This is a genomic window from Paraflavitalea sp. CAU 1676 (genome assembly GCF_029223285.1).
Classification (GTDB): Bacteria; Bacteroidota; Bacteroidia; order Chitinophagales; family Chitinophagaceae; genus Paraflavitalea.
In genome coordinates this window covers 717,465-743,808 of sequence record NZ_JARHUJ010000005.1, presented here as the reverse complement: position 1 = coordinate 743,808, position 26,344 = coordinate 717,465, and the positions used below count along the sequence as shown (strand labels likewise).

Annotated in this window: 22 protein-coding genes; 21 read left to right on the top strand and 1 reads right to left on the bottom strand. The window is 51.2% G+C overall.

The genetic code is table 11. The features are described from left to right. Positions 1-6: 6 nt before the first annotated feature. From P2H89_RS19435 to P2H89_RS19410, 6 genes are all read left to right on the top strand, one after another. A complete protein-coding gene (locus tag P2H89_RS19435; protein WP_275829915.1) occupies positions 7-1,512 on the top strand; it encodes a phosphatase PAP2 family protein in 1,506 nt (501 codons plus the stop codon). Between the two features lie 59 nt (positions 1,513-1,571). Continuing rightward, positions 1,572-1,931 carry a PKD domain-containing protein gene (locus tag P2H89_RS19430; RefSeq protein WP_275829913.1) on the top strand — a complete coding sequence of 120 codons (360 nt, stop codon included), beginning with the start codon at positions 1,572-1,574 and terminating at the stop codon, positions 1,929-1,931. Between the two features lie 153 nt (positions 1,932-2,084). Beyond that, complete coding sequence (locus P2H89_RS19425) at positions 2,085-2,297, top strand: hypothetical protein (RefSeq protein WP_275829912.1); 213 nt, start codon at positions 2,085-2,087, stop codon at positions 2,295-2,297. A 137-nt stretch (positions 2,298-2,434) separates the two neighbouring features. After that, the gene (locus tag P2H89_RS19420; protein WP_275829910.1) at positions 2,435-3,931 is read left to right on the top strand and encodes an ankyrin repeat domain-containing protein; all 1,497 of its coding nucleotides are present in this window, start codon (positions 2,435-2,437) and stop codon (positions 3,929-3,931) included. An 11-nt stretch (positions 3,932-3,942) separates the two neighbouring features. Continuing rightward, positions 3,943-4,431 (top strand): DUF2271 domain-containing protein, encoded by a 489-nt coding sequence (locus tag P2H89_RS19415; RefSeq protein WP_275829908.1) that lies wholly within the window; start codon positions 3,943-3,945, stop codon positions 4,429-4,431. 14 nt (positions 4,432-4,445) lie between these two features. Next, entirely contained in the window at positions 4,446-6,635 is a 2,190-nt protein-coding gene (locus tag P2H89_RS19410; RefSeq protein ID WP_275829905.1) for a PepSY domain-containing protein, read from the top strand. Between the two features lie 56 nt (positions 6,636-6,691). On the opposite strand, the gene P2H89_RS19405 is transcribed toward P2H89_RS19410, so the two are convergent. After that, a complete protein-coding gene (locus tag P2H89_RS19405) occupies positions 6,692-7,696 on the bottom strand; it encodes an FAD:protein FMN transferase (RefSeq protein ID WP_275829903.1) in 1,005 nt (334 codons plus the stop codon). A 196-nt stretch (positions 7,697-7,892) separates the two neighbouring features. On the opposite strand from P2H89_RS19405, the gene P2H89_RS19400 reads away from it, so the two are divergent. The 15 genes from P2H89_RS19400 (at position 7,893) to P2H89_RS19330 (ending at position 26,339) form a co-directional block, all read left to right on the top strand. Beyond that, positions 7,893-9,368, top strand: coding sequence for a DUF1254 domain-containing protein (locus P2H89_RS19400; protein ID WP_275829901.1), 1,476 nt, complete (start codon positions 7,893-7,895; stop codon positions 9,366-9,368). A gap of 106 nt (positions 9,369-9,474) precedes the next feature. Continuing rightward, positions 9,475-9,930 (top strand): cupin domain-containing protein, encoded by a 456-nt coding sequence (locus P2H89_RS19395; protein ID WP_275829899.1) that lies wholly within the window; start codon positions 9,475-9,477, stop codon positions 9,928-9,930. A 74-nt stretch (positions 9,931-10,004) separates the two neighbouring features. Continuing rightward, entirely contained in the window at positions 10,005-12,362 is a 2,358-nt protein-coding gene (locus P2H89_RS19390; protein WP_275829898.1) for an arylsulfatase, read from the top strand. A 460-nt stretch (positions 12,363-12,822) separates the two neighbouring features. Further along, positions 12,823-13,899 carry a tellurite resistance/C4-dicarboxylate transporter family protein gene (locus P2H89_RS19385; RefSeq protein ID WP_275829896.1) on the top strand — a complete coding sequence of 359 codons (1,077 nt, stop codon included), beginning with the start codon at positions 12,823-12,825 and terminating at the stop codon, positions 13,897-13,899. Between the two features lie 6 nt (positions 13,900-13,905). After that, a complete protein-coding gene (locus tag P2H89_RS19380) occupies positions 13,906-14,976 on the top strand; it encodes a hypothetical protein (RefSeq protein WP_275829894.1) in 1,071 nt (356 codons plus the stop codon). Positions 14,977-14,997: 21 nt separating this feature from the next. Beyond that, positions 14,998-17,211, top strand: a complete 2,214-nt coding sequence (locus P2H89_RS19375) for a molybdopterin oxidoreductase family protein (RefSeq protein WP_275829892.1) — start codon at positions 14,998-15,000, stop codon at positions 17,209-17,211. Between the two features lie 19 nt (positions 17,212-17,230). Further along, complete coding sequence (locus P2H89_RS19370) at positions 17,231-17,800, top strand: 4Fe-4S dicluster domain-containing protein (protein ID WP_275829890.1); 570 nt, start codon at positions 17,231-17,233, stop codon at positions 17,798-17,800. An 11-nt stretch (positions 17,801-17,811) separates the two neighbouring features. Then, entirely contained in the window at positions 17,812-18,315 is a 504-nt protein-coding gene (locus tag P2H89_RS19365) for a Rieske (2Fe-2S) protein (RefSeq protein ID WP_275829888.1), read from the top strand. After that, positions 18,308-18,580 carry a DUF6755 family protein gene (locus tag P2H89_RS19360; RefSeq protein ID WP_275829886.1) on the top strand — a complete coding sequence of 91 codons (273 nt, stop codon included), beginning with the start codon at positions 18,308-18,310 and terminating at the stop codon, positions 18,578-18,580. The genes P2H89_RS19365 and P2H89_RS19360 overlap by 8 nt, the downstream gene beginning before the upstream one ends. Before the next feature lie 270 nt (positions 18,581-18,850). Next, positions 18,851-22,093: a SusC/RagA family TonB-linked outer membrane protein gene (locus P2H89_RS19355; RefSeq protein WP_275829884.1), complete on the top strand. Its 3,243-nt coding sequence runs from the start codon at positions 18,851-18,853 to the stop codon at positions 22,091-22,093. Positions 22,094-22,096: 3 nt separating this feature from the next. Next, positions 22,097-23,521, top strand: coding sequence for a SusD/RagB family nutrient-binding outer membrane lipoprotein (locus tag P2H89_RS19350; protein WP_275829882.1), 1,425 nt, complete (start codon positions 22,097-22,099; stop codon positions 23,519-23,521). Positions 23,522-23,931: 410 nt separating this feature from the next. After that, the gene (locus P2H89_RS19345) at positions 23,932-24,351 is read left to right on the top strand and encodes a DUF4345 domain-containing protein (RefSeq protein WP_275829881.1); all 420 of its coding nucleotides are present in this window, start codon (positions 23,932-23,934) and stop codon (positions 24,349-24,351) included. A gap of 288 nt (positions 24,352-24,639) precedes the next feature. After that, the gene (locus P2H89_RS19340; protein ID WP_275829879.1) at positions 24,640-25,215 is read left to right on the top strand and encodes a ferritin-like domain-containing protein; all 576 of its coding nucleotides are present in this window, start codon (positions 24,640-24,642) and stop codon (positions 25,213-25,215) included. A 350-nt stretch (positions 25,216-25,565) separates the two neighbouring features. After that, positions 25,566-25,829, top strand: coding sequence for a short-chain dehydrogenase (locus P2H89_RS19335; protein ID WP_275829864.1), 264 nt, complete (start codon positions 25,566-25,568; stop codon positions 25,827-25,829). 54 nt (positions 25,830-25,883) lie between these two features. Beyond that, on the top strand, positions 25,884-26,339 hold the full coding sequence (locus P2H89_RS19330; protein WP_275829862.1) for a cold shock domain-containing protein: 456 nt from the start codon (positions 25,884-25,886) through the stop codon (positions 26,337-26,339). Positions 26,340-26,344: the final 5 nt, after the last annotated feature.

Here is a 26,344-nt window from a genome sequence, read left to right as displayed (position 1 = left end):
ACACTTATGAAGAAGTACGCTTGTGGACTATTGCTATTATTGATCGGTTGTGCACGTCCGCTATTCGCACAGCAAACCGATACTTTGAGGGAGCAAGTTGATCAGGCTAACCTGATAGCAGATCCTGACACCCTTGCTCCGGACTACGATGTTCAAAACACCATTGGCGTAAAACCACCCGCAGGCCTGCTGGCATCCCGCTTCTCCCTGGCCAATCCACCCGATTCACTCACCAACCGCCCCGGCTTCTGGCAATCGAAATTTGTTCGGATGACGGCCGTGCCCATCGCCTTATTTGCCGCATCGGCCCTTACCTGGGGTGAAAGAGAAGAGATCCGCAAACTGCGCAACCGGTATATACCCACCTTCCGGCATCACTACGACGATTACCTGCAATACGTACCCGCCCTGGCTGTATTTGGACTCAATGCAGTGGGGGTGAAGGGCAAGCACAGCATGGGCCGTGCTTTTGTCTCTTACGCTTTCTCGGCCGCCATTATGGGCATTACAGTAAATACGATCAAATACTCGGCAAAAGTGCAAAGGCCCAGTGGCGACGACCGCAATTCGTTCCCATCGGGACATACCGCCAACTCCTTTATGAATGCCACTTTCCTCAACAAAGAGTATGGCCAGTACCGGCACCCACTGTACGGCGTTGCTGCCTATACCATGTCGACGGCCACCGCTGTAGGCCGCCAGCTCAACAACCGGCACTGGATATCCGACGTGCTCGCCGGAGCCGGCATCGGCATCCTGTCTACCGAACTGGGCTATTTCTTTGCCGATAAGATTTTCAAGGATAAAGGGCTGCACAAACCCTTGCGCAGCGATCCTTTCCCGGTGGGCAAGCGCCCCAGCTTTATCGAGCTGAGGCTGGGTTTTGCCGTAGCCAGCTCAGGCGACCTCATTAAAAGCAACAAAGGTTTGCATGCCGAGCGGGGCTTCAACTTTGGATTAGAAGGCGCCTGGTTCTTTCATAAGAACTTCGGCATCGGCGGAGAGTTTGCTTTTACGAGTTTTCCCGCCAACGATGATCAACTGGTCGTTAACGACCCAACCGTCAACCTCATCAGCGATGAATATTACACGCAACCTATGGGTGTACGTTACCTGCACGTGGGTCCCTTCTTCAGTTTGCCGCTGCGCAACAACTGGTTCATCACCGCTAAACTGAACGCCGGCAGTTCGGTAGGTGCCGAAGGGAATGTGATGGTGGTGATACGTGAAGATTTCCAGGACCTGTTTACCGTAAAGGAATTGCCCTACATCCGCTATAAGCCGGAATATACGTTTAGCTGGAGCAGCGGTATGGGCATTCAAAAAAGGGTTGCGCGCAATCTGGGTATCAAAGCCTATGCGGCCTATTTCGATTCGGACCACGATTTCGACATCGATGTCCTGCGTGAAGTGAATACCGACGGTACCTATAAATACGAACGTTCTTTTTCGGAAAAGGTAAGATTCAATCACTGGACATTTGGCCTGGCCGTTACGGCGTTTATCTGGTAAAGGAATTCGTACACCAACAAAATGGCTAACTTTATAAGAAATCATTTAAACCTGTGATCATGAATATGCGGTTGTTCATAATAAGCGCACTCCTCACCTGTACCTTCCTTTCTTCCTGCAAGAAAACAGCCAAAGACATCATCGACTGCCTGGCAGAAGACCTTTATGTTACCCTTCACGCTACGCCTGATGGAAGCAATCCTAAAAAGATCGATTTTCATGTCAATTATACGGGAGACCATTCCGTGAGTTCTATTGAATGGATTTTTGGCGATGGCAGTACCGCCACGGTAAACGGCGTAAGCACTTCGCACACTTATGGCAGCGCTGGCAGCTATACGGTGAAAGCCAAAGTGAAGATCATCAATGGCAGTGCGACCTGTATTCCGGAACCAGAAAAGAAAATAACCATAAACTAGCCGCTGGAGCATGCCCCAACGACCGGAAATAAAATATCTGTCCATAGGCCTTTGCCTGTTCATGAGCCTGACAACGGCAGCCCGGCAAAATCCACCAGACACGGGCTTCCATACCTTCTCCGATCTGCACATACTGAGCTTAACAGACAAATGATGTCCTTGCCGATTCGCGAAGGCAGCTATCGGAAATATGCGGTGAACGGGCGCGTTCAGCCGGCCACCATGACAACCTCCGAAAAAAGCTGGACCTACGAGCGTACCACTTCTACGGAACCCGGCGATCCCAACAAACCATCGACCAGGCTGTACGAACCCGCCAACTTTTCCCAAATTGGTATATCGGTAGGCTTCGTGCACTACTTTTAACACTCCCTTTTTCCCGCATTCGTAACAATGCTACCCATAAATGGGTCTACATTCGCACCCTGAAAAACAGGTTGTTGCGGTAGCTTTTACGGGCTACCTCTCCACCAGCGACCTGATTAATACATAAAAGCCTAAACATGAGATATTTATTGATGCCCCTCGTGGCTTCATTGGTCCTCGGTACTACAGCCCGGGCGCAACGCCCCGCCCAAACTTCCGCCAACGCTTTGCTCAATCCTGGCTTCTGGCAGGAAAAACCCAACCTCGACGCTGTTAAGGCGGCGGTGGAAAAAGGCGCCAATGCGGCAGAACTCAATGGAAACTCTTTTGATCCCGTGGTGCTGGCCATCAATAGCGGCGCGCCCAACGACGCCATCCTCTACCTGTTGGAGCAAAAAGGCAATGATGTGAACAAGCTGACCCACGATAGCCGCACCTATATCTTCTGGTCGGCTAGCAAGGGTAATACAGAGATCATGCAGTACCTGCTTTCAAAAGGCGCCAAGGTAGATATACAGGATAGCCACGGCGCTACTCCCGTACTCTTTGCCGCCGGTGGCGCCCAGCAGGACACGAAAGTGTACGACCTCCTCATCAACAAAGGCGTTAACCTCAAGACCGACCTCAACCACGATGGCGCCAACGCGCTGCTGCTGGCGGTTGGCAACGATCCCGAATTCAAACTCACCGATTACTTCGTATCGAAAGGACTGGATATAAAATCAAAAGATGCGGCCGGCAATACGGCCTTCGATTACGCAGCCCGCTCTGGCAATATCAAAAACATGAAGTTATTGCTCAGTAAAGGCGTAAGCTTTACCAATAGTGCTTTGATCATGGCCAGCCTCGGTGGCCGTGGTAAAGGCAATAGCCTGGAAGTATTCCAGTACCTGGAAAGCCTCGGCATCAAGCCAACGGCAACGGCAAAGAATGGCGACAATGTATTACATGCGCTGGTACGCAGGCCCGGACAAAATGATATCGTTAAATACTTTCTGGACAAAGGTGTCAACGTTAACCAGGCCAATGAAGAAGGCACTACGCCCTTCATGAATGCAGCTGCCGGTAATCGCGACACAGCCATCTTTACACTGCTGAAGCCTCAGGTAAAGAACATCAACCTGGCCAATAAGAACGGTCAAACTGCTTTGGCATTGGCCGTAAAAGGCAATTCGCCCGAGGTCGTTCAATACCTGCTCGACAATGGTGCTGCCATCAACACCACAGACGCCAAAGGCAACAACCTTGTTTATTACCTGTTCGATTCTTATAGCCCACGCACAGCCAAAGACTTTGAAGCGAAGCTGGCCCTATTGAAGACCAAAGGGCTCGATGTCGCCGCTCCCCAAAAAGACGGCAACACCCTGTACCACCTGGCAGTGGCAAAGAATGACCTCGCCTTGTTGAAGCTGGTGCAAACATTTGGCGTGGATGTGAATGCCAAGAACAAGGAAGGACTCACTGCGCTGCACAAGGCGGCTATGATCGCGAAAGACGACAGCGCCCTGAAATACCTGTTGAGCATTGGCGCCAAAAAAGAGATCGGCACCAGCTTTAATGAAACCGCTTTTCAACTGGCCAGCGAAAATGAATTCCTGAGCAAACAACATATTTCTGTCGACTTCTTAAAGTAGTGTAAGCAACCATGAAACGATATATCTCTACCGTACTCGCGCTCGTATTGTTCGCAGTAAGCCTGGAAGGAAAGGCACAGGATAAAGGCACCACCAAATACAAGTGTATGATCCAGATGACGAACTATATGGGCCAGGGCGCCTACCTGGTAGTATCCCTGATCAATGCCAACGACACTTACGCCAAAACGTTGTACGTGTTGGGGTCCGACAAAAAATGGTACCCCGACGTCAAGGAATGGCACAAAGCCTTTAAGAAGAAACCAACCAATATCAGCGCCATCACCGGCGCATCGGTAGCGGGCGGCGATCGCAGCGTGGTAACCCTCGAGCTCGACAATGCGACTATCAATGCAGGATATAAGCTTCGCTTTGAAAGCGCGGTAGAGGACAAGGAATACCATGTTAAAGACCTCGAAATTCCCCTCACCACCGAAGGCCTCGCAGCTAAGTCGGAAGGAAAAGGTTATATCCGGTACGTGCGCTTCAGCGCCAACTAACAGCAATCAGTGATATGACGATATCCATATGGAGATACAGCCATTTTGCATTGGCGGTATCTTCTTGTCTTTTTATGGCCCTGGCATCTATCACCGGCATCATCCTCGCGGTTGAACCCATTGCCGGCAAAATGCAGTCTTACCAGGTGGAGGGTTTCGATACCCTTACCGTAGCACAGGTCGTTCCTGCTCTTAAGGATAAGTATCCCGGATTGCAGGAGATCAAGGTCGACGATAACGATCATATCACCATCACCTGGTCGGGCAAGGAAGGCGATAATCAGCAAGCAATTGTACATCCCCTCACCGGCGAACAATTGGGCAAGCCTGTTGCGCAGCCGGCGATCTTTCAATTTACCACTACCCTACACCGATCACTCTTCCTGCACGAAACGGGGCGCATCATTATGGGCATCACGTCCTTTTTGCTCATCCTGATCACGCTATCGGGTATTGCGCTCGTGATACAAAGGCAAAAAGGCCTACGGCGTTTTTTCAATCCCATTGAGCGCACCAACTGGGCGCAATACTACCATGTACTGTTTGGCCGCTTTGCCCTGTTGCCGATATTGTTTGTAGCTATCACGGGCACCCTGCTGGCACTGGCGCTCTTCAATCAATTTGCCCCTGGCAAAAAAGCATTGCCCGTAAATACTGATCATGTTGCTGAAGAGCCGGCCCGTAAACCGGCGGAGTTTGTCCCCTTTCAACAGACCTTTTTATCAGACGTACAAAGCATTGAATTTCCCTTCTCTGAATTTCCGGAGGATTATTATACGCTCAAGTTACGCGACCGCCAGGTGGCGGTAAACCAGTTCACCGGCGATGTGCTGGCGCAACAAGCCTATTCACAGGCTCAGCAGCTTAATAGCTGGGCGCTTCGCTGGCATACCGGCCGCAATCATATGGCCTGGGCAATCGTACTCGCGATCACCGCCGGCTACCTGTTATTCTTCCTGTATTCGGGACTGGTCATTACGATCAAGCGCCGCTCGGGCCGCATCCCGAACAAATACAAAGCAGAGGAGGCAGGCATCGTCATCCTCGTGGGTTCGGAGAATGGCACTACCTACCGCTTTGCTACATCCGTGTGTAAACAACTCATTGCGCATGGCGAAAAGGTTCACCTCACCGAACTGGATAAATACGCCCATTACCCAAACGCTAAGCACCTCGTGGTAATGACGAGTACTTACGGCCTGGGCGATCCGCCCACCAATGGAAAACATTTTGCAGCGCGCCTGCTCAAATACCCGCAGCAGCAGGGAGTACAGTATAGTGTGGTAGGATTTGGCTCGCGCAGCTACCCGGCGTTCTGCCAGTTTGCGGTGGAGATCGACCACTTATTGCAGCAACAGACCTGGGCACAAGCCGCAACGGAACTTTTTACGGTTGATGACCGTTCGCCGCAGGATTTCAGCAACTGGCTCACTGCCTGGTCGGCCCATACCGGCCTGCACCTTACGCTTAGCCGCGATTTGCTGGTGACCAATAAACAGGGCCTCGAAAAGCTGCGGGTAACCCACAAAACGGATGTGGATGAGAACGAGGCCTTCCGCATCAGGTTAAAGATCCGTAACCGGAAAGTAGCTTCCGGCGATCTGCTGGCGATCTATCCAAAGAACGATCATCGCGAGCGTTTGTATTCTATTGGAAAACTGGGCTCCGAAATACAACTCAGTATTAAAGTGCATCCGAAAGGATTGGGATCCCGGTACCTGGAGAACCTGTCGCCCGGCGAATCCATTAAAGCACGCATCGTAAAGAACCAGCATTTCCACTTTCCCAAAAAAGCGCCTGCCATAGTGATGGTAGCCAATGGAACAGGTATTGCACCGTTCCTGGGCATGATCGATGGCAATAAAAAGAATATACCCATTGAACTCTATTGCGGATTCCGCACCAACGGTTCCTTCAATCTCTACAAAGAATTGCTGGACGCCTGCACCGCAGCCGGTAAATTGAGCAAGGTACACCTGGCGCTTTCGCGGGAGGGCGATAAACAATATGTGAGCACCATCATGGAGAAAGATCAGGAAGCCATGTACAATCACCTGAAGGCCGGCAGCGTATTTATGATCTGCGGCTCCTTATCGATGCAAAAAGATGTATTGCAGGTGCTGAATGATATCTGTGTTGGTAAAGGGACAGCCACGTTGGAGGACTTCCGGGCTGGCGGGCAAATACTGACCGATTGCTATTGACAACCGTAGAGCGGAACGCAGGGCAACCTTGCCCGTTGGATAGCTGAACAGGTTGGCTATGTTTTCACCCGGTAACGCTTCAGGTGAACGCCCCGCGAAGTGTAGAACTTTTTATCATCACTCACCATGATGCAGCGGTAGTCGGGATATTGACGCAGCAGTTTGAAGCCTGCCTCCTTCCCCATCACCATAATAGAAGTACTGAAAGCATTGGCCAATTCGGCACTGGGTCCAAATACAGTAACGCTCATTAAGCCAGTTGCGGGATATCCGGTAGCCGGGTTGATGATATGCGAGTAACGTTTACCGTTTAGTTCAATATACTTTTCATAACTGCCGGAAGTAACGACAGCGCTGGTGCGCAGGGGCAGCACCGCATACAAGTCACCCCTTTCAAAAGGATCGGAAATGCCGACGGTCCAATGACTGCCATCGGGCTGCCGGCCCCAGGTACTCATATCTCCTGAGCCGTTTACGATACCGGCTTTGATACCGCGGGAGATCATCATATCGCGGCAACGGTCCGTGGCATACCCTTCGCCCAATGCGCCGAAGCCGATCTTCATACCGGGCAATTTCAGGAAGATGGTCGATCGTTCACGATCCACGACTATATTCCTGTACCCAACTTTAGATACCGCTTTCATTACTGCTTCTTCAGTCGGCATTTGAGTCATCGACCCATCATATTTCCAGATCTTCTCCATGGCGGCGAAGCTGATATCGAAGGCACCGCCGGTCTGCTCCGATATGCGGATGGCGCGTTCAGTGAGTTCCAATACTTCCCGATCTACTTTCACCGGGGCTATGCCGGCCTGTTGATTCACCTGCGATACCTGCGATGCGGGTTTCCAATCGGAGATGAGGAATTCGATACGCGACACTTCAGCAATACAGGTATCTATGTACCGCTCGGCACTCAACGAATCTGCGGCCACAATAGTAAAGTCAAATCGTGCGCCCATGAGTACGACCATGCGTGTGCGGGCTACCTGCGCAGTACCAGCCAAAGAGAGCAGCGTACATACCATCAATAGCGAGGCTCGAAGGGGTAATCTCATAGGGCGCAAAGGTAAATGAATTGAGCCTGGCTAAACAGCCGACCGGGTCAATCTTTCTACCGCAGGTTGGCGGCTTCATTCGCCCGGCCGTGTCTACCCTGTTGAAGGGTAATGGTAACACCAAAAAACGGAAACCGCACTTAGCAGAGGCGGTTATCCGTATGTATAAGCTATCCACTACAATAATGTATAAATCATGAAGGGATTAAAACGCTCTTTGGCGATCGCAGTGATCATCGCCTCCTGTGGTCAGCAACAGCAACAACCAGGCAATAGCACCGGCTCCGCCACCGACTCGCTCGGGTATTCCTTTACCGGCGGCTATCCATCCGAAGCTACCATTCAAAAAGCCTATGATGATGCCGACCTCACCCGCGCCATCCAGGCTTACAAATTCTTTTACCCTACGGTGTCCGGCTATGCGATACTGGTAGGCAACGGCAAAGTAGGAGTGGTGCCAAACAAAGTTTTTGGAAGACTCGACACGAAACCCAAACACGTGGGTTATACGCTCAATTCAGATACCCCCTACGGTCCTATCCTGCTCGATCTCAGCATAGGTCCCATCGTAATAGAAATACCGCCGGGACCGCTCATTGTGGTAGGCATGGATGTAAACCAACGCTGGGTAGCCGACATGGGCATACCTGGCCCCGATGCCGGCAAAGGCGGCAAACACCTGTTGTTGCCACCGGGTTATTCGGGCGAAATACCGGCCGGCTACCATGTTTGGAAAACTAGCGCCAACCTGCAGGTTATTGGAGCCAGGTCGCTGCCTGTTGGCGGTGATGTTGCTGCCGCCATGAATAGGTTATCGACCATAAAAGTGTATCCGCTGAAACCTGTAGCAGGCTGGACAGCCCCCACCTGGCCCGACCTCACCGACGGGCCTCAGGACACGACACCACTGGAGTGGGAAACCAATATTCAATATTGGGAACAACTACACAATGCGCTCGAGGCGCAGCCGCCGGTAGCCGATTATAAGCATTATTATGGCGAACTGGCGGTACTGGGTATTGCCAAAGGCAAACCCTTCAGCCCCGATGCCCGAATGAAACGCATACTCGAACAGGCGGCCCGCACGGCCAATGCACAGATTCGCGTACAATCCTTTGCCGACCGGAGACCCGACCGGGTAGTGTGGCCCGACAGGAAATGGGAATGGGCAGGCCTGCGTTTTGAGAACGGCGATTTCGCTACTCCGAACTACATCGACATCGATGCCCGCGAAGTATGGTTTTATCAGGCTATCGGTGCTTCACCCGCCATGTTCAGACGCCAGGCAGGTTCCGGGTCCCTTTACTGGCTCGGCTTGCGCGATAATACCGGCGCTTATGTAGACGGCGGCAAAACATACAAGCTCAGTCTGCCGCAACCCATACCTGCAGGCCTGTTCTGGTCGATCACCATTTACGATGCCGAAACAAGAAGCCAGGTACAGACCGACCAGGGCAAAGCAGCGTTGCGCTCGCTCTTTGAACTGAAAGACCTGCCAACCAATGCTCCAGTGGAATTGTATTTCGGGCCAACGGCGCCCGCAGGTAAAGAAGGACAATGGATCAAAACAATACCAGGTAAAGGTTGGTTTGCCTATATACGCGTATACGGACCGCAACAGGCAGCCTTCGATGGCAGTTGGAAACCCGGTGATTTCGAAGTCGTGAAATAATAAGCAGGACGAAGTGGAGAGGAAACAGCTGCCACATTGAATGTTAGCAATGAGGTACCTTTATGCATTAAACCTTCCAGCCATGCGAATATATTTACCACTTCTTATGGCCGCAATACTTTCGTCCTGCAACGACAAACCTGCCACGACCAACAGTACCGTCACCGTAAAAGGGGAACCAGTTTTTCCCCAGGGCAACCGCGCACCAGAACAGCATTTTACCGGTGCCGTTTGGCTCAACAACCTGGTGCCGGCCGACAGCGTTTTTGACTGTATGGTGGGCAATGTTACGTTCGAACCTGGCGCCCGCACCAAATGGCACAATCACCCGGCCGGACAGCTATTGCTGGTTACCGAAGGAGAAGGATACCTGCAGGAAAAAGGCGGACAAAGGCAAACCATCCGCAAGGGTGATGTGATCAAATGTATGCCGGGCGTTGAGCACTGGCATGGCGCCACTCCAACCACCGGCCTCACCCATATCGTTATCATGACCAATACCGGGAAAGGAATGGTCAACTGGCTGCAGCCGGTAACGGATGCAGAATACGGCAGTCAGTAAACGTTGCCGCTCACGGCTGTTGGCGGACAGAACCGGTGAATCGTGTCTTACCGTTTTCCACCAACAGATCAACCATGAAATACAGCTTACTCATTGCCTGTATGGTCGCCCTATTGCAGGCATGTGGACCCAGGGAGCGCCAAAACAATGCAGAAACAACTACCACCGCAACTACTTCCGGCGTCAACGCCATCCCGCAGTCCGACCCTGCTTTCAACGGCACAGTGACCCCCACCTTTGTAGATGCCAAAGCCGATTTTCCGGCACCATTGAAAGCTCCTGCCGGAGCCCCCAATGGATTGATCATCCTACTCGACGATGTTGGTTTCGGACAAACCAGTGCGTTTGGAGGCCCCGTGCCTACGCCCACGCTCGACAAACTGGCCCAGAATGGTTTGCGGTACAACCGCTTCCACACCACAGCGCTTTGTTCTCCCACCCGTGCCGCTTTACTGGCGGGCAGAAACCACCATAGCGTTGCTACCGGGGTGATCATTGAAATGGGTACCGGCTTTCCGGGGTATACCGGTATTTTACCCAGGAGCACGGCGCTCGTTTCTAAAATATTACAGGGTAACGGATACGCCACCTCTATATTTGGCAAGTGGCACAATTCGCCCGAGCCGGATATCAATCCCGCTGGTCCATTCGACCGCTGGCCCACAGGATTGGGCTTCGATTATTTCTATGGATTCAACCAGGGCGAAACACATCAATACTACCCTGTGCTGTACCGTAACACCACACCAGTCGATCCACCGCAAACACCCGAACAGGGCTACCATTTTGCCAAGGACATGACGAATGAAACCATCAACTGGATCGACAATACGAATGCCGCTCAACCTGACAAGCCCTGGTTTATCTATTACTCAACCGGTGCTGCACATGCACCTCATCATGCCCCCAAAGCCTGGCGCGAAAAATTTAAAGGACAGTTTGATCAGGGTTGGGATAAACTAAGAGAGGAAACGCTGGAACGGCAGAAGAAACTGGGCGTTGTGCCGGCCAATACCAAGCTCACGGCCCGCCCTGCAGAGATACCTTCCTGGGAATCTCAATCGCCCGAAGCACGCATGGTGTACACCCGCTTAATGGAGAATTATGCTGGTTTTCTCGCCTATGCCGACTATGAAGCAGGCAGGGTGATCGGCCACCTGGAGAAAAATGGTGAGCTCGACAATACACTGATCTTTTACATCGTGGGCGACAATGGCCCCAGTGCAGAGGGTGGTCTCGAAGGCACCTTCAATGAAGTGGCATCGTTGCTAGGTTACAACCCGGGCTTGAAGGGGATTGCTGCCCGGGTAGACAAGATCGGTGAACCCGAGTCGGAACCGCATGTTCCCGTTGGCTGGGCCTGTGCGGCGCCTTTTCAATGGACCAAGCAAGTGGCCTCTCACCTCGGCGGCACCCGTAACCCCATGGTGGTGCATTGGCCAGCGGGCATCAAAGCAAAAGGTGAAGTACGTTCTCAATTCCATCACGTGATCGATATCGTGCCTACCATTCTCGAAGCATCGCAGGTCCAGGCGCCTGAGTATGTAGAAGGCATCAAACAAAAACCCATGGAAGGGGTCAGTATGTTGTATTCCTTCGATGATGGAAAAGCGGCCGGTAAACGAACTACCCAATATTTTGAAATGATGGGCAACCGCGCATTGTACCACGATGGCTGGATCGCCTGTGCCCGGGTGGGTGTACCCTGGAACACGCTGCACAAGGACATCTCCGAGCTCAACAATTCGGCCTGGGAACTCTATAATCTCGAGGAGGATTTCAGCGAAGCCAACAACATCGTAAGTAGTAACCAGGCTAAACTGGAAGAGCTTAAAAAGATCTTTGATGAAGAAGCAAAGAAATACGATGTCTTTCCGATCGATATCCGGATGTCCGAACGAATGGATGCCTCCTTACGGGTTGCAGGAAAACCCAAAACTTCCTGGCAGTACAATGGGCATGTGCGACTGCCGTTTGCTGCTGGTCCCATGATCTGGACAAAGCCCTTCGTGATGACGGCCGAACTCGATATCCCGCCTACCGGCGCAGAGGGAGTCATTACCTGTACCGGTGGCGCCAATGGCGGCTGGAGCTGGTATTTGCAAAACGGTAAATTATGCTTCGACTATAATTACTTCGATTTTGAAAGGTACAAAGGTGTTTCGCCACAAAAAGTACCATCGGGCAAAACAATGATCAAGGGAGTCTATACCTCCAATGGTCCCGTGACTGGCGGCGTTTTTAAAATGTACATCAACGATCAGCCCGCCGGCGAAGTGGCTTTACAAAAAAGTGCCTTTGCACTCGGTATTGAGCCGTTCGAAATTGGTCAGGATGCTATTTCACCGGTGAGTCCGACTTACAAAGCAAAAGGCAAATTCGCTTTTACCGGCGACATTCGTTCTGTAAAGTTTGATCTGACATCGCCGTAAAGACATACATAAGAACAGCACAAAAAAATAGCAGAGCGATACGGGCCGGCCAGTAAAACAAAAGCCCCCTTAACGGGGGCTTCAATCTTTTACACGAAAGGACGAGCACTTAACTTTCTTCACAAAAATTGGACCTTGAATATAGAGATTGGTTGCTGTCGATAACAAGAAACAATCCTGGCCTTATTGGGTACGGTTAACAACGGGCTTTTCATTGATACAGGGCGGTTTTCGGGGTATTGGCTTTTCAGGATCGTTGCATTTATCAACTACACACAAACTATAACTCGCCGCGCATAGATGCAATAGGAAATATACGATCATCAAAAAATGAATATCCACACAATAAATACCTACACAATAATCGCACAGCATTCACCAAAAAGCGGGAATGATAAATTGCTTATTTTTAGTAATTGAAATAGAAGCTCTTATACCAATCCATTAAATCGCCTCCATTATGAACAGTCCAGCCAGTGCCATAGGCAGGTATCCGGGACAACCACTTTCTCAAACAACACTGGAGAATTTTTTTCCGGGATATTTTGCGCTGGTCATGGCTACCGGCATTGTTTCGATCGGGCTTTTTCTCTGGAAATGGACATCGCTGGCCACTTTTTTCCTCGGCCTTAATGCATTTTTTTATGTAACCCTATGGATCATTCTCATTGCGCGCGTTGTAAAGTTTCCCAAAGTGGTATGGGACGATCTGCACCATCCCGCCCGCGGTGTCACCTTCCTTACCCTGGTGGCCGGCAATAATGTACTGGGCAGCCAGATCGCCGTGATTGCGCAGCGGCAGGATATTGCGCTTGTTTTCTGGATCATTGGCTTTACCCTCTGGATATTGTTGTTGTACACCTTTTTTCTTGTCAACATCATGAAGGAGCCCAAGCCAAGCCTCGAGCAAAGCATCAGCGGGGCCTGGCTGCTCATCGTGGTCTCTACCGAATCGGTGGCTGTGCTGGGCGCCATCATCGCCAACAGCAGTTCTTATCATCATATCATTGCATTTATTGCGCTATGCGCCTACATGATCGGCGGCATGTTCTACTTGGTATTGATCGGCCTCATCCTATACAGATGGCTCTTCATCAGCATGAAGGCAGAGACCCTTACTCCGCCCTATTGGATCAATATGGGCGCCGTAGCCATCATATCCCTTGCCGGATCGCGCATCGTGATGTATGCCAACACCCATGAAATGCTAAGCCACTGGGCCAATTTCATCCGCTCCTTTACGCTCTTCTTCTGGGCCTTCGCTACCTGGTGGGTACCACTGCTGTTCATCATGTTCGGCTACCGGCACTTCATTGCACGCGTGCCCCTGCGTTATGATCCGCAATACTGGTCGATGGTATTTCCCATGGGCATGTATGGCGTATGCACGTTTACCTACGCAGGCATCACCGGCTTCAGTTTTATAAAACCCATTTCGGCGATATTCGTTATATTAGCAGTAACGACCTGGATCATCGTCTTCATCGGATTACTGCTCGAACTGCCCGTATTCAACAAGAAGGTTAAAAACCAATAGACCGGTATGAGGCATCGATTCCCGATTGATAAGAAAGCATTTCTGGCTGCAGCGGTAGCAACCTTGCTCTGTGTGGCATTTTCCTTCTACGGATCGCGCAAACTGCAAAACTTCGATCCCGCACTCATCGCCTATCTTTTCGGAACGTTGTTCGCCCTGGCTGGCGCGGTTTACCGCTATGCCGTATGGCTACAGCGGCCGCCCACCTGGCTTTACTTCAAACGAACCTGGCAATTCGTATTCAACGGCAGCCTCCTGGCACATCTATGGTTGCTGACCAAAGAATCGGTACGCAACCTCGCTTTTCAGGCTTTCATTTATCCAAGAAGCCGCCTGCGCTGGTTCGCGCATTTCATGCTCGCTTCCGGTTGCCTCGCCGCCTTCGCCATTACCATACCACTTACCCTCGGCTGGATACATTTTACCCTCGACCCTGCCTCTGCCGCTGATCCCGCAGCCATTAAGATCTACAACGCCCACTTCTTCGGGTTTACCGTGATGAACTTCGAGCTCGGCAGCACACTCGCTTTTCTCATTTTTCACGCCCTTACCTGGTGCTCCTGGTTGGTGATCATCGGTTGCCTCATCTTTTTGATCAAGCGGCTTACCAACGCCGGTCTCATTGCCACGCAAACTTTTGAAGGCGATCTGCTCCCCCTGATCCTGCTGATCATTATCTCCGTAACCGGCCTGGGCCTCAACTTCAGCTATGCCTTTCTGAAAGGCTTTGCCTACGACTTCATGGCCGTTACGCATGCCATCTCCGTCATTCTCTTCCTCGTATGGATTCCCTTTGGCAAATTCTTCCACATCATACAACGGCCTGCCCAGATAGGCGTACATGTGTACCTCAAAGAAGGCGAAAAGAAAGGCATGGCCATTTGTCCCCATACCCACCAGCCCTTTACCACCCAGTTGCACGTAGACGACCTGAAAACCGTGACGAAAGAACTTGGTTTCGATTTTACGCTTGAAGATGGAAGCTCTCACCTCGATTATAGTCCGGAAGGGAAACGTTCCTTACTCGCCAAAGCGCACCTGGCTGCCAGGTGTGAAAGCGGCACCTATTTCGGATAAACGGGGAGTTAATCAATCAATATGGCAAGATTACCGGTATCACCAGAGAAGATCATTGAACAGTTCGGGCCGCACCTCAATTATGCACCCAAGGAGGGATATGTGGGAAGAGATGAACCCGACCGCACTGTTAAAACTCATTGCTGCTTTTGCGGCATGCAGTGCGGTATTCAACTGCTGGTAAAAAACAATAAGGTGGTGGGCTTTGAGCCCTGGATGGAATTTCCGTTCAATGAAGGTCGTCTTTGTCCCAAGGGCGTACAACGTTATTTACAGGATAACCATCCCGACCGTTTGCTCGATCCGCTGGAACGGGTAGAAGGAAAAGGATTTCAACCCACCACGTGGGATAATGCGATGGACCGGGTAGTATCGGAGATCAAAAGAATTCAGGCACAATACGGCCATGATGCCTTTTCGATCTTATCCGGCGTATCGCTCACCAACGAAAAAAGTTACCTCGTAGGCAAGTTTGCCCGCGTAGCCGTCAAAACCGCCAACCTCGATTACAACGGACGGCTTTGTATGGTGAGCGCCGGCGCCGGTAATAAGAAGGCATTCGGGCTCGACCGCGCCTCCAACAGCTACGCCGATCTCGAGCACGCCGAAGTAATCATCGTAACCGGCGCAAATGTGAGCGAAACCTTTCCTACGCTCACGCACTGGATATGGCGCGCCCGCGACAACGGGGCTAAGCTCATCGTCATTGATCCGCGCGTTATTCCTCTCGCCCGCACGGCCGACATTCACCTCGACATTAAGCCGGGTACCGACTCGGCCCTGTACGGCGCCATGCTCAAATACCTCGCCGATCATGACCTGCTCGATGATGATTTCATCCGCAACCATACCTCCGGTTTCGAAGCCACCCTCGAAGTTGTAAAAGACCATACCATCGAATGGGCTGAAGCAGTGACAGGCATAGCAGCCGATAAGATCATCGCGGCCGCCGAATTATGGGGCCGTGCCAAAACCAGTTTCCTGCTCCATGCCCGCGGCATAGAACATCATTCCAAAGGCGTGGAGAACGTACTGGGCTGCATCAACCTCGTACTGGCCACCGGCCGCATCGGCAAACCTTACTGCGGCTATGGCACCATTACCGGCCAGGGCAACGGGCAGGGAGGCCGCGAACACGGCCACAAATGCGATCAGCTGCCCGGCAACCGCGACATCACCAATCCTGAGCACCGGAAATACATTGCCAATGTATGGGGCATACCCGAAGCGGAAATGCCCGGCAAGGGGCTTACCGCCTATGAGCTCATTGAAGCCATACACCGAGGAGAAGTAAAGGGATTGCTGTCGATCTGCTTCAACCCACTGGTATCCTTGCCCAATAACAACTATGTACGGGAAGCGTTGGAGAAACTGGAGTTCTATGTATGTATCGATTTTTTCCTGAACGAAACCGCCCGCCATGCAGACATCGTACTGGCCGGTTCGCTGCATGAAGAAGAGGAAGGAACGGTAACCACCGCCGAAGGGCGTGTGGTTCGTATACAGAAGGCCGTAGACCCACCGGGCAATGCGCGGCCAGATACAAAGATATTGCTGGAGATAGCCCACCGCCTCGGCGCGGGCGACAAATTCACCTACGCCAACAGCGAAGCCATCTTCAACGAATTGCGCGTCGCCTCGAAAGGAGGCACTGCCGATTATTATGGCATCACCTATAAGAAGGTAGAAGAGAATATGGGCATCTTCTGGCCCTGCCCAACAGAAGACCATCCCGGCACGCCGCGCCTGTGGGAAGACCGTAAATTCCATACGCCCGATGGCAAAGCACATTTCAACCCCGTCAGCTACCGCCCACCGGGCGAAGTAACCGACCAGGAATACCCGGTCGTACTCACCACCGGCAGGGTCGTATCACAATACCTCAGCGGCACACAAACCAGGCGCATCGGCAAACTGGTGGGTATTTATCCGGAACCCCTGGTAGAGATCCATCCCGAGCTGGCAGCACAGTACAACATACGCCAGCGCGAACTGGTACGCGTGGTAACGCGCAGGGGCATGGGAGAGTTTCCGGCCAATATTGTTGAAACGATCCGGAAAGACACCGTTTTCCTTCCCTATCACTGGCCGGGCAAAAAATCAGCCAACCAGCTTACCCCGGGCACCCTTGATCCTATATCGAAAATACCGGAGTTTAAAGTATGCGCCTGCCGGCTGGAACCTACAGGCATTATCAGCGACCCTAAGCAGGCTCATGCCTGGGATAGTATTTAACAACGATAAACCACCTCCAATGGAAACAACGGCGTACAAAACAGACATGGAGTTCTTCGTAGACATGCAGCGCTGCATCGGATGCCGGGCCTGTGAAATGGCTTGTGCCGAATGCGAAACCAATGGCCATGAAAGTATGATCCATGTAAACTACGTGGAGCGCTCCACCACCATACAGACTACCGTACAGGTATGCATGCACTGCGACGACCCGGTATGCGCTAAGGTTTGCCCCGCCGACGCGATCAGTAAAGACGATTTCGGCGTGGTGCACAGCGCTAACACTTCTCGTTGCATCGGCTGCTCCAACTGTGTGATGGCCTGCCCCTTCGGCGTCCCCAAAAAACAGGAACAATACGACCTGATGATGAAGTGCAACATGTGTTACGACCGCACCAGCGCGGGTAAAAAACCGATGTGCGCCACGGTATGTCCCAGTCAAGCCTTGTATTATGGCACCCGGGAAGAAATAGCCCGTATGCGGCCCAACAGTACACCTGTTAATACCTTTATTTTTGGTCAGCTAACCGTCACCACCAAGGTCAATATCATGATGCCCAAAGGCAGCACCCATTTGAAAGTACACTAACCAGTAAAACCATGGCAGACGAAACCAACCCAGCACCACACTGGCAAACAGATTTCCCCATCGAACGTACCGAAGCCACCGCCGTGAGCCGGCGCGACTTTGCCCGGTATCTATGCCTCGTATCGGGCGGCCTTGCCGCTGGCAGCGGCTTTGTGGCACTGAAGGCGCAACTGGCCCCACCCGCCGAAGTGGTAGGCGAACACCTGGTGTGCAAAGTGAACGATGTGCCCACCGGTGGCACCCATGCCTTCGTGATCGCAGGAAGTACGATCCCTTATATTCTCATACGCCTGGAAAGCGGCGAATGGCGCGCCTACGAACAAAAGTGCACGCACCTTTCCTGTGCGGTATACTATAAACCGGGCACCGGGCAGATCGAATGCCCCTGCCACAACGGCTTTTTCGATGCACGCACCGGAGAGCCAATAGCCGGGCCACCTCCCCGTCCCCTGCCATCGCTTGAAGTGGTGGTAAAAGGAGAAGACATATACGTAAAAGCATTTCGTCATGAGTAATTTCAGAGAAGCACAAAGCAAAGCCCACCCCAACAAGTCCAACACGCTCCTTTCTGCATTAATTTGCGTGCTGATCTTTAACATCGGTATGCAGATATGGCTACTCTACACAGCCCTCAACAACGCCCTGGGTAAACACACCCGCATTGCCTGGCCTGCATTTATTGGATCGCTCATTCTTTTCCTGATCGGATTCTTCTGGCTCTATTTTATTCCTATGGGCAAAGACAAAAATCAACAGCCCGGGAAAAACAAGTACAGATAGGCAACTAGCTGACAGCACAGCTTTTCCCTTCCGCATTATCGCCTCATCGGGCAACCTCAACTATTCATGTCGGCCTATCCAACTGCAGTGACGGACAATCTTCACTTACCCATTGCTGTAAAAATCAGGCAAGCTTCGGCACCCGCCGAACTTCAGCCAACCAAACCTGCTGCTTCGACTGGCTATTCAGGCATCCCGGACCGGGCAGGCCTATTTCCCTTTCGTACGGTTGTCTATATCTAATCTATTTTTTTATTAAACAAAAAGCTTATGAAGAAAATTGTCAGCTTCATGCTGGCACTGCTCCTGTTGCATACCGGGTATGCACAGCAAAAAACAGTGACCGGTACCGTGAAAGATGAAAAAGGGGCGCCTGTACCTTTCGCCACCATAACGGACATGTCCACACAAGCGGCTGTCCAGGCGGGCGAAAATGGTCTGTTCTCCATCACCGTCAACAGGGGCGCCAAACTACAGATCACCTCTGCGGGCTTCGTTTCGCAGGTGGCGGATGCTGATGGCAACCTCTCTAATATCGTGTTGAAACGTGGGCAGGACCAGCTCACCGAAGTCTTCGTAACAGCACTCGGAGTAAGCCGTGGCAGGAACCAGGTGCCGTATGCAGCCCAGAAGATCGCCGGTGAAGAAGTGGCCAAAACCCGCACCAGCAACTTCATTCAAAACATGTCGGGCAAAATAGCCGGTCTTGAGATCAAACAGGGTAACACGCTGGGCGCCTCTACCAATGTGATCATCCGTGGCTTTAAATCCATCACCGGCAACAACCAGGCCTTGTTTGTCGTAGATGGTGTACCCTATAGCAATGCTACCGGTACTACGAGTTCGCAAACGGGCACGCAGCGTACAGCTGGTGGCGGTTATGATTATGGAAACGCTGCCGCAGACATCAATCCGGATGATATTGCTTCCATCACGGTGTTGAAAGGAGCGGCCGCCAGCGCCTTGTATGGCTCACAAGGCAGCAATGGAGTGATCCTGATCACTACGAAAAAGGGTAACAGGGGCCTGGGCATCACGATCAATTCGGGCATTACAGCAGGCAAGGTCGATAAAACAACACTCCCTGCCTACCAAAAAGAATATGGAGCTGGTTATTATGGCGTGGTTGACTACCCTGACCCTTCCGGGCATTTTCTGTACCAGGACATAGATGGTGACGGCGTGAACGATCTTTTGGCGCCCATCAACGATGACGCCTCTTATGGCGGCAAATTCGATCCATCCCTGATGGTTTACCAATGGCAGTCGTTTGATCCTTCTTCGCCCCATTACCGGAAGAAATTACCGTGGGTGGCCGGTGCCAACGACCCAACCACCTTGTTTGAAACAGCCCTGTCTTCCAACCAATCGGTTTACATAGACGGAGCCTCCGACAAAGGAAACTTTAAGCTGGGATATACCCGCAACGACGACAAGGGCATATTGCCCAACAGTAAGATCACGAAGAACCTCATCAACTTCGGCGCCAACTATAACCTCACCAACAAGCTAACAGCCGGCGCCAGCATCAACTTCTCAAACATCAATGGGCGTGGACGTTATGGAACAGGCTATGATGGCTCGGGAGGCCGGAACCTGATGACCAGCTTTCGCCAATGGTGGCAAATGAACATCGATGTCAAAGAACAAAAAGCGGCATTCGAACGCACGGGACAAAACATAACCTGGAATATCAAAAATACCGACCCGTTTGCCCTGGTCCCCAATTTTTGGGATAACCCATATTGGGTATTGAACAAAAATTATGAGACAGACACACGCAACCGTTATTACGGCAATGTAAACCTGAACTACCGGGCCACCGACTGGCTCAACTTTACGGGCCGTATTTCTGTCGACTCCTACGATGAGATCATTGAGGAACGCAGGGCCATCGGCAGCACAGGTACTCCATCCTATTCGAGGTTCAACAGAACATACCGCGAGACCAACTTCGACTTCGCTGCCAACTTCAACAAGAACATTGGCAAAGACATCAACCTTAAGGCCTTGCTGGGAACCAATATCCGTCGTCAATACACTTCCTACATAAGGGCCCGCACCAACGGAGGCTTAATTGTGCCGGAAGTATACGCTTTGACCAACTCACTGAACACCCCCAATGCACCGGAAGAGTTTGAAGGGCTCAGGGAAGTAGATGGCGTATTCGCCGGAACTACCATTAGCTGGAAAGACCTTATTACTGTTGATGCCACCCTTCGCCGGGATGCCTCCTCTACCCTGCCCAAAGGCAATAACAGGTATTACTACCCCTCTATATCGACCAGCTTTACTTTTTCCGAATTGCTGTCGTCCGTGAATTGGCTCTCCTATGGAAAACTGAGGGCCAACTATGCCCAGGTGGGTTCCGATGCACCGCTGTACAGCGTAACGGATGTATACGCAACAACACCTCCCTTTGGCGAACACCCTCAAAGTGCCGTTACAGGAACCAATAACAATTATACCAAAAACAATCCCAACCTCAAGCCCGAACTTACCCGTAGCGCAGAACTCGGGCTGGAAATGTCCTTCCTGCAAAACAGGTTGGGATTCGATGTTACCTATTACAGTACCAGGACCATCAACCAGATATTGCCTGTAGCCATCTCCCGGGCAACTGGTTACGAAGCGAAGTACCTGAATGCCGGATCGATGGAAAACAAAGGCATCGAGGTATCGGTAAATGCGACCCCGGTAAAAACAAAAGACTTTTCCTGGAACATGACCCTCAACTGGTCGCAGAACAGGAACAAGGTCGTTGACCTCTTCGAAGGAGCCGAAAACCTGCAATTGGGCACCTTCCAGGGCGGCGTATCGATCGATGCCACCAAGGGGTTGCCTTACGGCACCATCCGCGGCACCGATTTCATATACACCAATGGGCAGCGTACCGTAGATGCCGATGGATATTACCTGGCTACCACCACCTCCAATGAGATCATCGGCAATGCCTTCCCCGACTGGCTGGGCGGCATCAACAATACATTACGGTATAAAAACCTTTCCTTCAGTTTCCTGGTCGATATGCGTAAAGGTGGCGATATATTTTCGCTCGACCTCTATTACGGCATGTCCGAGGGCTTGTACAAAGAAACCGCTGGACTTAATGATCAGGGAAAGCCTTCCCGCGCACCCATTTCAGAAGGCGGCGGCGTTATTATGCCGGGGGTAACCGAAGACGGCAAGGCCAATACAACGCGCATAGAGAACGTATACGGGACTTTTGGCGACATTACTATTCCCAACAAAGCCTTTGTATATGATGCCAGTTATATCAAGCTGAGAGAAGTTGTACTTAATTACTCACTGCCTGCCAAAATCGTCAGCAAACTAAAGGTGGTAAAAGACATTGACTTCTCGCTTGTGGGCAGAAACCTCTGGATCATCCACAAGAACCTGCCTCACGCCGATCCTGAAGAAACACTTGGATCGGGCAACCTGCAGGGCTACCACTCCGGCGCTTACCCCGCCGTGCGCGCGCTGACATTCAATGTAAAACTGAAATTCTAATACATGAAACTAGTAAAGATCACCATACCCGTATTGCTGCTCCTGGTGGCCTGCAACAAGGACCTTACGGAAAAGAACAAGGATCCCAAGAACCCCGTGGAAACGAAGGCCACTTCGTTATTGACAAACGCACAGCGCCGTTTGTCCAGTACCATGGTCTCTGCCAATGTAAACCTAAACATATTCAGGCTCATTGTTCAGCATTGGCAACAAACCACCTATCCTGATGAAAGCAATTACAACCTCGCCAAGAGGAATGTAACAGACGCGGTCTGGAGCTCCCTGTATGAACAACCACTGATCGATCTGGAGGAAGCGAAACGACTGATCCCGCTGCAGGAAAAAGACGAAACGGTGCGCAAGAACCAGCTTGCTATTGCCGATATACTGCAGGTGTATACCAACTACTACCTGGTTACCACCTACGGCAATATTCCCTATACCGAGGCTTTGAATGTAGACAATCCGTTCCCCACCTATGATGATGCCAAAACAGTGTACGACAACCTGCTTTCACGGCTCGATGCAGACATTGCCGCGCTCAATACAACATCAGCCAGTTTCGGTAATGCAGACATCATTTACGAAGGCAATACCGGCCAATGGAAAAAATTTGCCAATACACTTAAGTTGAAAATGGCGCTCACCCTTGCCGATGCAGATAATGCCAAAGCGAAAACGGCCGCAGAAAATGCCGTGGCCGCCGGCATCTTCACCAGCAACGATGACAACGCGTTGTTCCATTTCCTGGCGAGCCCGCCCAATACCAACCCCATCTGGGTGGATCTTGTACAATCGACGCGGGATGATTTTGTGGCTGGCAGTACCCTGGTGAATGCGATGAAAAATGTGGGCGATCCGCGTATCGATGATTACTTTACCAAAGACGCCAATGGCGGCTATTCAGGTGGCGCACCCGGCAGGGGCAGCGACTTTGCCGCTTTGTCGCACGTAAGTACAAAGATCACCGCGCCCAATTATCCCGGCGATCTCCTTGACTATTCCGAAACAGAGTTCCTGCTGGCAGAAGCTGTTGAACGAGGTTATAATGTAGGAGGTACGGCAAAGGAGCACTACGACAAAGCGATCACCGCGTCGATCGAATTCTGGGAAGGCACTGCGGCAGAAGCAGCAACCTATCTAGCCCAGGCAGCGGTCAATTATGCGACCGCCACAGGCACCTGGCAGCAAAAGATCGGCCATCAAAAATGGATATCCCTGCACAACCGCGGCTGGGACGCCTGGATCGAATGGAGAAAATTCGATTACCCGCAACTGGCGCGGGCAGCCAACTCGGTTTCGGTGATACCACTACGCTATCCTTACCCGGTGTCGGAACAAAACGTCAACCGCAGAAATTACGAGGCAGCGTCCACAGCCATAGGCGGCGACAGAGTAGCTACTAAACTGTTCTGGGATAAATTCTAAGAAGAACACGGTTTTTAAGATGGGGCTGGCCATTTTAGGCATCCCATCCAAAGAAAGGGCAATAGACCAACGCGTGGTCTGTTGCCCTTTCCAGTTTATCTGGATGCCAGCATCCAAAACGCCCTGATCTAACCCTCAGCATCCTCCCATCCTAGGGTCATCTTAGGGTCATCCCAGGGTGTTCTTAGGGTTATCCCAGGGTTAACATAGGCTTAATTTCCTGGCAATACCTTACCATGACCCTAAGATAACCCTGGGTAGGTAATACCTAATCAGGTTAAAAGAAGCAGGAACTCCCCTACAGCCAGCCAGGGCGGCAACTATTTTCCCTATTGTCTTAAATCTTGGCGGTCGCCAAGATTTAATGTTGGCCGCCGTGCCACTTTTGTGTCGGAATAAAACAAACCAACATGAAAAGCATAAGAACGATCAAAGTATTATCCCGTGTTTTCATTTTCTTTTCCGCCGCCAGCTTATTGTATGTAAGCGCCCTGGCATTCATCAATCCGCAGGCGGTGATGGACCTCGTACAGACGAAACTGCCCAACAATGACGCCTTCAGCTCTATCCGTGGCGTATACGGCGGTGTGGGGCTTACCATCAGCCTTTTCTGCATCGTCTGGGCCTTTACTAACATCCTGCAAGGCCTGCGTTTCCTGGCGGTCATGTGGGGCTGCTATGCCCTGTCGCGCCTCATCACGATAGGCGCAGAAGGTCCGCTCGGAGCTTTCGGCACACAATGGCTGTACATCGAGACCACCTTTTGCCTGCTGGCCCTGCTGCTGAGCTTTAGCCTGGCCCGCGCCTCTAAAAGAATACCTGTTAAATAGGACGTAGATCTATAGCCTGAAAGATGAAGCATCGTGAGCCGGCTTCCCACCAAGGGGGTCGGCTTCTTATTACCATGTCTACCCATCACGGTTACTGGCAACGATCAATGAGCAACCGGAGTTCTTTATTGCCTATAAGAATGAGTATTGAATTCTACGCTACACCGCACAAGTCCACAATCTAAAGACATCCCGCTCGCAGTACGACGCCTTCATCTGCGCAAACCGTTGCAGGCACAAGGTTTGAGTGAACCATCTCAATTGTTCACCACCAAAATTTCAGTAATCATGCCTACGATAACAAAATCACAAACCAAGTGGAAGGCGACCAACACCGGTGCCGCCAAAGGAAACACCCAGCTGGAGAAGTTCTTTGTAGATGCCTTGAAAGATATTTACTGGGCCGAAAAGGCGCTCACCAAATCCCTGCCCAAAATGCAGCGGGCAGCAACAACCGACGAACTGAAGTCTGCCATAGAAGATCACCTTGTCCAAACCCTTGAGCATGTGCTCCGGGTGGAAGAAGCATTTGAATTGCTCGGCAAAAAAGCCCAGGCAAAAAAATGCGAAGCCATGGAAGGGTTGATCAAAGAGGGCGAATCCATACTCGAAGAAACCGAAAAAGGCACTATGACCCGGGATGTGGCCATCATCGCCGCCGCTCAGAAGATCGAACATTATGAGATCGCCACCTACGGCACCCTGGTAGCGCTGGCCAATGTGATAGGGCATACCGAAGTAGCCGAACTCCTGGCAGAAACCCTGGAAGAAGAGAAAGAAACCGACCACCATCTTTCCTATATCGCAGAAGGCAGCATAAACTGGTCGGCCGAACAGGAAGACGAAAATGAGGATGAAGAATAATGATTTTCAAATAGTAAAGCACGATGACGTGCCGGGGCCGGGTGAAAATCCGGCCTTTTTATTGGAACGCGCACCCGCTTAATCCAAAATATAAACACTATAAACCAATTACTTATTGTACCTTTACGCATTCGTTTGAGCCGCGCATTGGTATCGATATTAACCTGTTTACTCACGGCGCTTCGGGCCCTTGCCTCCTGCTATTCCGGCCGTGGCCTATGTCTTTTCAGATTGAAAACCAATCCTTTATCCCGGCTGTTGAACATAACGCAACGAAAACTGTTATACCTGTCATAAGGTCACTGAACCGGCCTACAGGCATCAACAAATATTCAACAATTATCATTACTATGACAATCGAACAGATCGAGAGCTTTTTGCAGAAAAATGACACAGATCGCCATGCAGTAAAAGTGAGCTTTCGTACCCGCAATTCATTCAACGGTATCTTTATCAAAACAGCCGATTACAACGAATTGAAAGGCAAGAACTTCTGGCGTATCATCAATGAATCCAATATGGAGAAATACCTAAAGTCGAAAGATACCGGCCTGGCCCGCATATTCAACGGATCTGAGTTTGTAAAGCTCAGCGTTGGAGAAACGATCGGCTAAAACCGGCAACAGACAACCATATGCCTGCTTTGCAGGCATCACTAAAAACAAATTATGGCAAAATCCCAGGAAACATTTTCAAAGAAAGAGAGAGAAAAACAGCGCATGCGCAAGCAACAGGACAAGAAAGAGAAGATGGAAATGCGCAAAAGCAACAAAGAGAAAGGCAAGAAACTGGAAGACATGATGGCCTATCTCGATGAAAACGGTAACCTTACCGACCGCCCCTCAGATCCCCGGATCAAAAGAGAATTCCGCCAGGAAGATATTCAGATCGGTGTACCAAAGATGGAAGACCAACCGGCAGCCATGTTCCGCACCGGGATCGTAGCATTTTTCAACGACCACAAAGGCTTTGGCTTTATTAACGACAGCGATACCCGGGAGCGGGTTTTCGTACACGTCAATGACCTTACGGAGCCTATTAAAGAGAATGACAAAGTAACTTACCGGCCTGGAAAAAGCCCCAGAGGGCCTATTGCACAGGAAGTAGCCATCCTGCGTTCCTGATCGCT

Bases quoted from the DNA above. Each gene is read 5' to 3' on its own strand.
- P2H89_RS19355 (WP_275829884.1), top strand. From the start codon at position 18,851: ATGAAGAAAATTGTCAGCTTCATGCTGGCACTGCTCCTGTTGCATACC.
- P2H89_RS19375 (WP_275829892.1), top strand. From the start codon at position 14,998: ATGGCAAGATTACCGGTATCACCAGAGAAGATCATTGAACAGTTCGGG.
- P2H89_RS19340 (WP_275829879.1), top strand. From the start codon at position 24,640: ATGCCTACGATAACAAAATCACAAACCAAGTGGAAGGCGACCAACACC.
- P2H89_RS19395 (WP_275829899.1), top strand. From the start codon at position 9,475: ATGGCCGCAATACTTTCGTCCTGCAACGACAAACCTGCCACGACCAAC.
- P2H89_RS19360 (WP_275829886.1), top strand. From the start codon at position 18,308: ATGAGTAATTTCAGAGAAGCACAAAGCAAAGCCCACCCCAACAAGTCC.
- P2H89_RS19390 (WP_275829898.1), top strand. From the start codon at position 10,005: ATGAAATACAGCTTACTCATTGCCTGTATGGTCGCCCTATTGCAGGCA.
- P2H89_RS19330 (WP_275829862.1), top strand. From the start codon at position 25,884: ATGGCAAAATCCCAGGAAACATTTTCAAAGAAAGAGAGAGAAAAACAG.
- P2H89_RS19345 (WP_275829881.1), top strand. From the start codon at position 23,932: ATGAAAAGCATAAGAACGATCAAAGTATTATCCCGTGTTTTCATTTTC.
- P2H89_RS19435 (WP_275829915.1), top strand. From the start codon at position 7: ATGAAGAAGTACGCTTGTGGACTATTGCTATTATTGATCGGTTGTGCA.
- P2H89_RS19420 (WP_275829910.1), top strand. From the start codon at position 2,435: ATGAGATATTTATTGATGCCCCTCGTGGCTTCATTGGTCCTCGGTACT.
- P2H89_RS19430 (WP_275829913.1), top strand. From the start codon at position 1,572: ATGAATATGCGGTTGTTCATAATAAGCGCACTCCTCACCTGTACCTTC.
- P2H89_RS19350 (WP_275829882.1), top strand. From the start codon at position 22,097: ATGAAACTAGTAAAGATCACCATACCCGTATTGCTGCTCCTGGTGGCC.
- P2H89_RS19400 (WP_275829901.1), top strand. From the start codon at position 7,893: ATGAAGGGATTAAAACGCTCTTTGGCGATCGCAGTGATCATCGCCTCC.
- P2H89_RS19405 (WP_275829903.1), bottom strand. From the start codon at position 7,696: ATGAGATTACCCCTTCGAGCCTCGCTATTGATGGTATGTACGCTGCTC.
- P2H89_RS19335 (WP_275829864.1), top strand. From the start codon at position 25,566: ATGACAATCGAACAGATCGAGAGCTTTTTGCAGAAAAATGACACAGAT.
- P2H89_RS19410 (WP_275829905.1), top strand. From the start codon at position 4,446: ATGACGATATCCATATGGAGATACAGCCATTTTGCATTGGCGGTATCT.
- P2H89_RS19380 (WP_275829894.1), top strand. From the start codon at position 13,906: ATGAGGCATCGATTCCCGATTGATAAGAAAGCATTTCTGGCTGCAGCG.
- P2H89_RS19425 (WP_275829912.1), top strand. From the start codon at position 2,085: ATGTCCTTGCCGATTCGCGAAGGCAGCTATCGGAAATATGCGGTGAAC.
- P2H89_RS19415 (WP_275829908.1), top strand. From the start codon at position 3,943: ATGAAACGATATATCTCTACCGTACTCGCGCTCGTATTGTTCGCAGTA.
- P2H89_RS19365 (WP_275829888.1), top strand. From the start codon at position 17,812: ATGGCAGACGAAACCAACCCAGCACCACACTGGCAAACAGATTTCCCC.
- P2H89_RS19385 (WP_275829896.1), top strand. From the start codon at position 12,823: ATGAACAGTCCAGCCAGTGCCATAGGCAGGTATCCGGGACAACCACTT.
- P2H89_RS19370 (WP_275829890.1), top strand. From the start codon at position 17,231: ATGGAAACAACGGCGTACAAAACAGACATGGAGTTCTTCGTAGACATG.